The sequence below is a fragment of the Buttiauxella sp. genome (genome assembly GCF_035271705.1).
Taxonomy (GTDB): domain Bacteria; phylum Pseudomonadota; class Gammaproteobacteria; order Enterobacterales; family Enterobacteriaceae; genus Buttiauxella.
Window position 1 is genome coordinate 1 of the sequence record NZ_DATERI010000118.1, and the last position, 9,717, is coordinate 9,717.

General features: G+C 47.6%; 10 protein-coding genes and 2 pseudogenes. 5 read left to right on the top strand and 7 right to left on the bottom strand.

The window, feature by feature from the left end; translation table 11 throughout:
• A partial coding sequence (locus VJY99_RS10870; RefSeq protein WP_324118321.1) for an SDR family NAD(P)-dependent oxidoreductase occupies window positions 1-518 on the bottom strand: 518 nt, incomplete at its 3' end.
• A gap of 391 nt (window positions 519-909) precedes the next feature.
• Here VJY99_RS10870 and VJY99_RS10875 point away from each other — a divergent pair.
• The gene (locus VJY99_RS10875; protein ID WP_324118323.1) at window positions 910-2,085 is read left to right on the top strand and encodes an oligogalacturonate lyase family protein; all 1,176 of its coding nucleotides are present in this window, start codon (window positions 910-912) and stop codon (window positions 2,083-2,085) included.
• Window positions 2,086-2,260: 175 nt separating this feature from the next.
• On the opposite strand, the gene VJY99_RS10880 is transcribed toward VJY99_RS10875, so the two are convergent.
• The 4 genes and pseudogenes from VJY99_RS10880 to VJY99_RS10895 form a co-directional block, all read right to left on the bottom strand.
• A complete protein-coding gene (locus VJY99_RS10880) occupies window positions 2,261-2,947 on the bottom strand; it encodes an oligogalacturonate-specific porin KdgM family protein (protein WP_324118325.1) in 687 nt (228 codons plus the stop codon).
• 497 nt (window positions 2,948-3,444) lie between these two features.
• On the bottom strand, window positions 3,445-4,626 hold the full coding sequence (locus VJY99_RS10885) for an acetyl-CoA C-acetyltransferase (protein WP_324118327.1): 1,182 nt from the start codon (window positions 4,624-4,626) through the stop codon (window positions 3,445-3,447).
• Window positions 4,627-4,749: 123 nt separating this feature from the next.
• A complete protein-coding gene (locus VJY99_RS10890; protein ID WP_324118328.1) occupies window positions 4,750-5,784 on the bottom strand; it encodes a sensor domain-containing diguanylate cyclase in 1,035 nt (344 codons plus the stop codon).
• A gap of 167 nt (window positions 5,785-5,951) precedes the next feature.
• Window positions 5,952-6,115: pseudogene (locus VJY99_RS10895) on the bottom strand (hypothetical protein); the annotation flags it as partial.
• Between the two features lie 78 nt (window positions 6,116-6,193).
• Here VJY99_RS10895 and VJY99_RS10900 point away from each other — a divergent pair.
• Window positions 6,194-6,439, top strand: coding sequence for a hypothetical protein (locus tag VJY99_RS10900; protein ID WP_324118330.1), 246 nt, complete (start codon window positions 6,194-6,196; stop codon window positions 6,437-6,439).
• A gap of 205 nt (window positions 6,440-6,644) precedes the next feature.
• Window positions 6,645-7,460: a CHAD domain-containing protein gene (locus VJY99_RS10905; protein WP_324118332.1), complete on the top strand. Its 816-nt coding sequence runs from the start codon at window positions 6,645-6,647 to the stop codon at window positions 7,458-7,460.
• Here VJY99_RS10905 and VJY99_RS10910 read toward each other — a convergent pair whose 3' ends face one another.
• Complete coding sequence (locus VJY99_RS10910; protein ID WP_324118333.1) at window positions 7,461-7,649, bottom strand: hypothetical protein; 189 nt, start codon at window positions 7,647-7,649, stop codon at window positions 7,461-7,463.
• A 203-nt stretch (window positions 7,650-7,852) separates the two neighbouring features.
• On the opposite strand from VJY99_RS10910, the gene VJY99_RS10915 reads away from it, so the two are divergent.
• Entirely contained in the window at window positions 7,853-8,398 is a 546-nt protein-coding gene (locus VJY99_RS10915; RefSeq protein ID WP_324118335.1) for a hypothetical protein, read from the top strand.
• Entirely contained in the window at window positions 8,395-9,060 is a 666-nt protein-coding gene (locus tag VJY99_RS10920) for a hypothetical protein (protein ID WP_324118336.1), read from the top strand. Before VJY99_RS10915 ends, VJY99_RS10920 begins: the two co-directional genes overlap by 4 nt.
• 378 nt (window positions 9,061-9,438) lie before the next feature.
• On the opposite strand, the pseudogene VJY99_RS10925 reads toward VJY99_RS10920, so the two are convergent.
• Window positions 9,439-9,603 (bottom strand): annotated as a pseudogene (locus tag VJY99_RS10925) (Arm DNA-binding domain-containing protein); the annotation flags it as partial.
• Window positions 9,604-9,717: the final 114 nt, after the last annotated feature.

The window sequence follows — 9,717 nt, forward strand, 5'->3', positions numbered from 1 at the left end:
GCCAGCAGACGGGTCACGCCCATAACTGCGCTTTTAGACGCGGTGTAAGACGGTACGCGGATGCCACCCTGGTAAGAAAGCATGGAAGCGATGTTGATGATCTTGCCGCCTTTGCCTTGTGCGATGAACTGGCGAGCAACAGCCTGAGACATGAAGAACACGCTCTTGATGTTCAGGTTCATTACATCGTCCCAGTCTTTTTCGCTGAAGTTGATTGCATCTTCACGACGAATCAGACCGGCGTTGTTAACCAGGATATCGATTTGGCCGAATTCAGCAACAGCACTTTCCAGCAAAGCTGGGATGCCATCGATCTGACGCAGGTCAGCAGTCAGGCTCAGGAAACGACGACCCAGCGCTTCAACACGCTCGATGGTTTCAGTTGGCTCAACGATGTTGACACCAACGATGTCGCAACCAGCTTCAGCAAGACCGATAGCCATACCCTGGCCCAGACCTGTATCACAACCAGTAACAACAGCAACTTTACCTTGAAGGGAGAACGAATCCAGAATCATGTAGGTTTCCTTTTATATACGGGCCTGCTGTTAGCGCAAGCATTTTGGGGAATATTTAGTCGCGCTAACAGCGCAATTCATAAATCGCTTACGGTGAAAGAACTGCGCCGTAATCTTTGATGGCTTAATAGTAATCTTCTTGAAACCGCTTTTCAATTATAAATGAAACGTTGTTTCAGATTTTCGAAAGTTCTTGTCATATTTGATAAAGCGATCACGGTTAGCGGAAATTTTCACCAATTTAATACCCATTTTTCTAACAAGTCATGTGATAGATGTTACTTTTAGTGAATGCAATCACACACCCTGAAACATTGTTTTGATAAATTAGCACCGATTGTTCGATCATTAATTTCCGACAGGTACGATTTGTCATTTAAAGGAGAGCATTATGGCTAAAGGTATGCGAGTTAAGCTGGATTACGAAGTGAGTCAGGACCCAGACACAGGCGTCGAGGTCACCCGCTTAACACCACCAGAAGTCACGTGTCATCGTAACTACTTCTATCAAAAATGCTTTACCAATGATGGCAATAAACTCCTGTTTGCTGGGGAATTTGACGGTAACTGGAACTACTATTTGCTGGATATCGCTGCGGGTGAAGCCCTGCAATTGACTGAAGGCAGTGGTGACAATACCTTCGGTGGATTCCTCTCACCAGATGACGCGTCTCTCTATTATGTGAAGAACGAACGCACTCTGCTGGAAGTGAATCTTGAAACTCTGGTAGAGCGTGAAGTTTACCGCGTACCCGCTGATTGGGTCGGTTACGGCACTTGGGTTGCTAACAGTGATTGCACCAAGCTTGTGGGTATCGAAATTTCCAAAGACGATTGGGTTCCATTGAACGATTGGAAAATCTTCCACGACTTCTTCCACAAAGGGCCAAATTGCCGCCTGTTGCGTGTTGATCTTCAAACGGGTGAAAGTGCAGTGATCCACCAGGAGAAAAACTGGCTCGGCCATCCAATTTATCGCCCATTCGATGACAACACCGTCGCATTCTGCCATGAAGGTCCTCACGACCTGGTTGACGCGCGTATGTGGATGGTCAACGAAGATGGCAGCAACGTGCGTAAAGTTAAAGAACATGCAGAAGGTGAAAGCTGCACACACGAGTTCTGGGTGCCAAACGGTTCTTCTCTGATGTACGTTTCTTATCTGAAAGGCCAGCAAGGCCGAACCATTTATAGCTACAACCCAGAAACAGGTGCAAACGCCGAAGTGATGCAAATGCCTGCGTGTTCCCATTTGATGAGTAACTTCGATGGCACGCTATTAGTCGGTGATGGTTCCGGTACGCCAGTGGATGTGAAAGACACCAGCGGATATACCATCGATAACGACCCATATTTGTATGCCTTCGATGTTGCGAAAAAAGCGTATTTCCGCGTAGCACGCCACGATACCTCCTGGGCAACATTTGCTAACAGCCGCCAGGTGACGCATCCACATCCTTCATTTACTCCGGATGACAGTGCCATTCTTTTCAGTTCTGATAAAGACGGTAAACCAGCACTGTATATTGCGAAAATGCCTGCCAATCCAGAGTTAATTTCTGCCTGATAGATAGTGCCTGATGAGTGCCTGATAAATTATATGCCTGTAGTTTTTTGCCCTCCCTAACCGGGAGGGCTTTTTTTTTTCAGTGGCATTATATTTTATTTAAATATAAAAAGGCCCCCGCAATAATGCGGAGGCCTTTTCAGAGGTATTGATTGGAGTACAGAAATTAAATCAATTAGAAAGAATATCCCACACCGACACGGTAACGTGTCTGGCGTTCGTCGGTAGTTTTGCTACCAAGAACGTTACCCACTTCAGCATACGGCGCCCAGTTCTTATCGATTTTATAAGCAACCTTCATGTTATATTCGTATGAGTCATTTTTGTTATTAGAGCGAATCTGATCTTGACTCTTCGCATAAACATAGTTCAACTCGGTACGCCAGTCACCCAAAGCAAAACCAGCCCAGAGATCGCCACGATTCACTTTATCATCTTCGTTTTTGGTTTCGGTATTCGGATAACGGGAATATTCATAACGATAACGAGCAGCAAGATAAATACCATTATCGAAGCTATATTGTGCATGCACATAAGGCTTCCAGATTGTTTTGCTGTCATTACTTTCAATATTTAAGCCCGGGGTCAGAGCAAAATTCTTATTCGCTGCCCAACGCCAGTTTATGGATTCTTCATGGCCACTACCCACCAGGTCCGCAAATGGTTCATCTTTATCGGTACCGGCAGATTTCCATTTTGCTTCCAGGCTAAAGCCAAGGCCGTTATCGAAACGGTGAGATACCAATGCACGATCGCCATGTAAGCCAGCATCAACATATTCGTGACGTAAATCAAGAGTAACGGCCTGCGCTGCAACACTCACACCACAAAGAACAACCACGCCCAGAGCTTTCTTCAACATATTCGTATTTCCTTCGCTGAAATATCGTTTCATTATTATGAAACTGAAGTTTATTTTTAAATGAACAATATTTTAGTGATCGAGATCGTAAAAATTTATGTCAAAATACACACATGGTAATCTTCGTGACAAGCATCAACAAAATAAAAAAACAAACTCAATATTTAGCGATCTCCGTCACGATAAAAAATTTAAATACACAAATGAAACATCATTTCAATAGCCACGGTGGTAATTTACATAAGAATAATCCCGACTTAATCTAAATTTAAAAAAATCTTTTCCATTTATTAGAAATGAAATAATACCGCATGAAACATTGTGTGTTTTATCTTCAAATCTGCAGGAAGGCTTAATAATTCGGAAAGTCCTGAAAGGGAGATGCGATGCAATTAAACAGAAAAGCACCTTCATGATAAAGGTGCTTTTTAGGTTGATAAACAAATCTAATGTGTAGCCAAAATAATTAACGGTAGCTTGAAGTATGAAGGAAATAGTTAATCGCGTTCGATTGCCAAAGCAACCCCCTGCCCGCCACCAATACATAATGTCGCCAGCCCTTTTTTGGCATCGCGTTTAATCATTTCATGAACCAGTGAAACCAGGATACGGCAGCCTGATGCGCCAATGGGATGCCCAAGCGCCAACGCACCGCCGTTAACATTGACCTTTCTTTCATCCCACTCCAGCATTTTTCCAACTGACAGCGCTTGCGCCGCAAAGGCTTCATTCGCTTCGATAAGATCCAACTCCTGAAGCGACCAACCTGCACGTTCAAGGCAACGCTGGGTGGCGGTCACGGGCGCAATCCCCATATAAGCGGGATCAACACCGACACTGGCAAAGGCGCGGATCCTTGCCAAAACCGGTAAATTCAACTCTTCAGCTTTACTGGCACTCATCATTAACACGGCGGCTGCGCCATCATTAATAGAAGAGGCATTCCCGGCAGTCACGCTGCCTCGGCTATCAAACGTTGGACGCAACTGTGCAAGTGCTTCCGCGCTGGCATCGGTTCGCGGCTGTTCGTCGGTATCGACAATCACTGAGTTCCCGGCACTAAGTTCGACAGTAACTGGCACAATTTCATCTTTAAAACGCCCGGCATCAATTGCCGCCCGAGCTTTGTGCTGCGATGCCAGCGCATACGCATCCTGGCTTTCGCGACTAATACCGTATTCACGAGCAAGGTTTTCTGCGGTGACACCCATATGGTAATCATTGAACGCGTCCCACAACCCGTCGTGTACCAAGCTGTCGATAAGCTGGCTATTTCCCAAACCGGCACCATTGCGGCTGTCAGCCAGCACGTGCGGTGCCCGGCTCATATTTTCCTGGCCACCCGCAATAACGACATCAGCCTCACCGCATTGAATTGCCTGCGTTGCCAGGTGCAGTGCTTTGAGACCGGAACCACATACGTCATTGATGGTTATCGCCGAAACTGACCACGGCAAACCGCTATTTAGCGCGGTTTGCCGCGCGGGATTTTGCCCGGCTCCAGCAGTCAACACCTGGCCGAGGATCACTTCATCTACTTCTTGCTCGCTAACGCCAGTGCGTTCAAGCAGAGCTTTCACAACCGCACTACCCAGTTCGGAGGCACTGCGTGGGGCGAGCGCGCCCTGGAAGCAGCCGATGGGTGTTCGTGCGGCCCCCACGATGACGACATCTTTCATTGTTATCTCCGCAACCCCGTCATACTTCAAGCTGCCTCTTTGTTGGCGGCTTTCACGCGCCCGACTCATTGACTAATGTAAGCTCATCGGGACTTGTTCTCTTGCCAACGCGATGCAACTCAATCATTTGGGGTGGGTTAATGGGGTTAATGAATCTCGCCGCCGTTCCTTTTCGAGATACATTGCGGCATCTGCTTCGCGCAACGCCAGGTCATGATCGGTCTGAGCCGGATTAACCGCGACGACGCCGATACTCGGACCGGCATAATTAATCACACAGGAATGTAGCTGATACTCGCCAGTCAACAAGTTTGCCAGTCTAATTTTGAAAGCGTTCGCCGCATGCTGCGCCTCAACAAACTCACCAGGCCCAACACCGGCCACAACGAACTCATCACCACCGACTCGGCCTATCACGTCATGAGGAGGTACGCCATTTTTCAGTCGCTCCCCAACAGCAAACAAGAAATCATCACCAGCTTCATGGCCATACACATCATTTATCTGTTTGAAACCGTCGAGATCGGCAAAGGCTAACAGCACGTAACGCGCATCATCCCGAGCATTGGAAAAGAGTTTTGGTAGTTGCTCAAAGACCGCTCGGCGATTGGGCAACCCGGTCAACTCATCTGTATAGCTAGAAGCGGTCAGCGCGACATTTGCCTGCTGTAATTGCTGTAAAAGCCGCTCATTCTGGATCTGTTGAGCAATCAACTGCGCGAAAAGTTGCAAAACTTGCTCACTGCGCTCGTTCAACACCCGGTGTTCTGAGCTGGCAGCGCACAGCGTGCCATAAAGTGAACCATCAGCCAGGGTCACTGGCGTACTGACATACGTCGTGATCCCCAACGCTTTCGCGGCCTGGGAATCGCCCCAAACATTCGCCACATCACAGGTGTAACGCCTTCCCTCGTCCAGTGCTCGCTTGCAAAGCGTATCGCCCCAGGGCACCGAGAGCCCTTCGGGTATCTGCATCTGTCGGCTGTTACGAGCAAAAATGATATGCTGGAAGCTGCCATCTGGTTCAATGCGGGTCAGGTAAGTTGACTCCATATTGGTGACCAGCTCGAGCATTTCAAGCAGCTGTCGGACAAGACCCTCGAGGGTATATTCAGATTCTAACGCCGTGGAAATACGCTCGATAAGATTGTCAGGCATAAAGTAAGATTACCTTTATAAAAACACACAATTTAGTACCCAGATTGAGCACTTTTTAACATATTTTTAATATAACGTCCCCCTTCAAATTTGACAATTGCGAGCCTGGTGCACATCGGAAGGATTCAAGCGGATTTGTAGGGTGGTGACACCCTGCATAAGAAGAATTAAAGCTGCGCTAAAGGAACTCGAACAATACTGTCCGGCCCTTTGGTGGAGTGTTCTTTATTGAAACCTTTTTTACAGTGACATACAGCGTTTCCCCATCAGCAGACAGCAACAGGCTGTTAGGGTGTGGCGTCAATCTGAGGGATTTTTTCACCGCGTAGGAGACGTATAAGGTTTTACCTTGCGGGCCCATAACGGTACCGAAGTTCTTCAGGCCGGTGTGGCTTACCTGCTTCATGGCATGGGGTCATTCGATAAGCACTACCAACTCGAATCAACCAGGCGAACACTGGAAAGCATGTTTGCTGGTGGACTACTGGATAAGGTAACCAGCTATGAGCGGCGGCAGGACACGGCACAATCCGGTGATGGTAAAGGTGTCTGGTGTAACTGCTCCCGGTACGGTCTGACTGGTGCTTGTATTGTGCTGCGTGATGAAGGTGGTAAGCGTGATGCGATAGACGGGGAAGCGGTGCGAGTGGGTTAGACTTTCTCAAAATTCATTTTTGACGGGCCAAACACTGAAATAATGCTTAAACCCAGACGAGGAAAGATATGACGTGATTTTTGGGATGACAATCCGTCCTGACCAGTCTTAATTTCAAGCCAGTTTTTCCGTTTTCAGAGGCGGCCTCATTTAGATTTGAACGATACTATATGCAAGGATTTAACATGTGAGCTAAAAATTTCTGATGACTAAAAAACACACCACTCATACAGAATCTTCCAGCCAAGAACTGAGTGCCCATTTTTCTGCATTGACTCTAATGGCCTCAAGGGCACTGCCTCTTGTCATTGCTCGAAATGATATAGAAGCTCTGCATGATCTGCGTGTTAATTTGCGTAGCCTGCGTGTACTACAGGGGTTGTTTCCACACAGTGACCTCATTAATACTCAAAGAAAACAATTGGGAGTTGCTATAAAACTAACTGGATTTGTTCGGGATATGGAGGTCGCATTGACTCAGGCTGAGTCGATGCATGCTAATACTCACACAGGGGAAGCCATTGTAGTTTGGTTAGCGAAGAGGCTAGCTTCCTCGCGTAAAAGTTTGAGTGTGCGATTGCAAACAATTCAAATACAGGAAACATTGCTGCAAGCCAGCCTGAGCTGGGGAGAAAAAATTAGCCGCGAACGTCACCACGTTTTGCAGTCAACTGCCCGAAAACACGATCGTAAACTGGAAAAACAATTGTTGAATGCGGCAGATCATGTGCATTTAAATTCCCCGATAACCGACTGGCATATTTTACGATTGAAAACCAAACACCTGCGATATTGGCGGGAAGGGTTTGCCCATTTATTGACGAAACCACAATGCCGTAGATTACCCGTATTGGTTAAGTTACAACAACAATTAGGGTTGTTGCATGATGTCTCATTATTTGAGGCGTTATTTTCTCAAGAGCATGTATTACCCAGTTCATGGCATATAAAATTAAAAAAACAGCAAGAAAACACATTGAAACAGGCTGCGAATACTCTACGGCATTTGAAAAAAAGCTGACTATCGGCGAGGGGTTACTGGCTTCTTCCACTGGTAGGCCGGGCTGGTCATCATGCTGCGAAGTCTGGCACGGTACGCGAGCCCATCCTGTATTGAGCGGTGTATCTCTCGCTGGTCTGCTGGGGTGAGCTGGTGGCCTTCATGCTCCAGCTTGGCGATGGTGAGTAATTCAATCTCGCGTGGCGTCATGGTTTATCTCCCTGCAGGGGCTGCTTCGGGTGGCGATGATGTAAGTCGTCGAGAGTGGTGCTTTAATGGGGGATTTTCCTGCGTTAGGCCATACATTTCCATGTTTAAACCACGTTGCTGATTAACAAACAATTACTAATACCGCGACGGGAGGCTTTCTTATCAGATACGATAAAAAACCGCATAAAGAATAGGGAACTGACATGCACAATCTGACAGGCGTTAACTTCATGCCTTTTGTTGGCGAAAAATACTATAACAGCCGCTATGGCGTGCGTGTACTAGTGCTGGGTGAATCTCATTACGGCGCAGATGAGGATAGCGGCCCGGATTTTACGCAAAAGGTTGTCGAGGACTGCGCTTATGTACCGGGCTTTGCATTTTTCAGCAAGCTGACCAACGTCCTGCGTGGTCGGACTGACTGGCCGACTGATGAGGAGCGCTACGAAACCTGGCAGCACGTCGCATTTTACAACTTCGTTCAGGAATTCGCTGGAGAAGAGTCCCGCATACAGCCTACCGAAGCCATGTGGAGGGCAGCACAAGCACCGTTTCTGAATGTTGTTCGGGAGTTGGAGCCTGATGTGATCTTAGTCTTGGGCTCCCGGTTATGGAACAACGTGGATGAATTGCCACCAACGCTACCGGTCGAATGGTGCAGTATCACCCACCCCAGTGGTGGTATGGCCTATGTACCGTCAATTCATGCGCTGGGTGAGTCGCTGGGTAAAGCAGGTGGCTTGTTATGAATATCACTGTCTTTACTGCGTCATTAAAACACCATCTCAGCGCCCATATGGAACACTCAGGGAGCATTCTGTATAGCGCAGGTAGCACGTTAAAGGCGGGCGACGTCTATCTGATGGGATTTAACCCAGGCGGCGATGATAACCCGACATATAAGCACCCGACGATAAGCGAGCAGATTGACACGCTGGCCACCCGGACAACCAATGCTTACCTCGATGAGGAATGGAAGGGTAAGGCTGGCGAGGCACCGCTACAGAAGCGCGTAACGTGGCTGCTGGAGGAACTTGGTTATCAGCCGCGCGAGGTATGCAGCAGTAACCTGATTTTCATCCGTAGCCCCAATTACAGAGGTGTGGAGTACAGCCTTGCAGATGAGTGCTGGCCGATTCACGAGGAGATACTCGGTACCGTGAAACCGAAGGTGATAATTGTTTTTGGTAATTCCGTCACTTCACCCTATAACTACCTCAGTAAGAGGTTTAACGCTGGTAGCCAAGATGAGAGCTACCCTTCCGGTCACGGCTCCTGGGTTATAAGGAGTTTTAAAACTGTTATCGACGGCAGAAGTACATGTGTTATTGGACTACCACACCTGAGCCGCTACTCGCCGATCGGGAAACCGGATGTGATCGAGTGGATTAAAAGCAAACTGATTTCATAAAACTGACAGTAGAAGCAATCAACGAGCGCCTGGCGTACCGTGCGATATTGATGATGAGCAGTGAAATCAGCAATCACGGTGCGCAGCCAAAAGGCACGGTTTCGCTGCGTACTGGCTTGCGTATTGCGTACTAATATTTTTGACAGGGCAATCCCTGATTATGAACTCAGGCCGCTGCTGGTAAGGGTTACGATAAAATCAGCTCCCTCAATCCGTATCAAGCAGTATAAAATTTACCACTATCCCACTGCGTACCACGCGCCCGCTATAAACCCTCTCAGATAAGGCTTACCTTTCTCTCGATAACACCAGTTATACGCTCTACAACCGGACTGAATGCCCGCCAGTAGGCAAGCTCATACTGCATAAGCCTGGCTATACCCCCAGCGCCAACAATTTCTCCTTACCTGCAATACGGTATTTCATACGCCAGTAACGAGAGCCATTAGGGTTAACCAGCAGAAATAAGCCACCGCCATCAGAGAGCTTATAAGGTTTGTCTTTTGGCTTGGAAGTATCTACCTGTCTGGCATTTAGCTTCATTGGGGGTATCTTGAAAAGAATCGGGATTCGATACCCCCATATATACCCCCTCTTGGGGGTAGATTTTAATAGACCACAGTAGACGTAGGAATAACGATAAAAGGTTAGAAGGCT

Coding starts and splice junctions, on each gene's coding strand:
- VJY99_RS10880 (WP_324118325.1), bottom strand. CDS start 2,947: ATGTTGAAGAAAGCTCTGGGCGTGGTTGTTCTTTGTGGTGTGAGTGTT.
- VJY99_RS10905 (WP_324118332.1), top strand. CDS start 6,645: ATGACTAAAAAACACACCACTCATACAGAATCTTCCAGCCAAGAACTG.
- VJY99_RS10915 (WP_324118335.1), top strand. CDS start 7,853: ATGCACAATCTGACAGGCGTTAACTTCATGCCTTTTGTTGGCGAAAAA.
- VJY99_RS10900 (WP_324118330.1), top strand. CDS start 6,194: ATGGGGTCATTCGATAAGCACTACCAACTCGAATCAACCAGGCGAACA.
- VJY99_RS10910 (WP_324118333.1), bottom strand. CDS start 7,649: ATGACGCCACGCGAGATTGAATTACTCACCATCGCCAAGCTGGAGCAT.
- VJY99_RS10885 (WP_324118327.1), bottom strand. CDS start 4,626: ATGAAAGATGTCGTCATCGTGGGGGCCGCACGAACACCCATCGGCTGC.
- VJY99_RS10920 (WP_324118336.1), top strand. CDS start 8,395: ATGAATATCACTGTCTTTACTGCGTCATTAAAACACCATCTCAGCGCC.
- VJY99_RS10875 (WP_324118323.1), top strand. CDS start 910: ATGGCTAAAGGTATGCGAGTTAAGCTGGATTACGAAGTGAGTCAGGAC.
- VJY99_RS10890 (WP_324118328.1), bottom strand. CDS start 5,784: ATGCCTGACAATCTTATCGAGCGTATTTCCACGGCGTTAGAATCTGAA.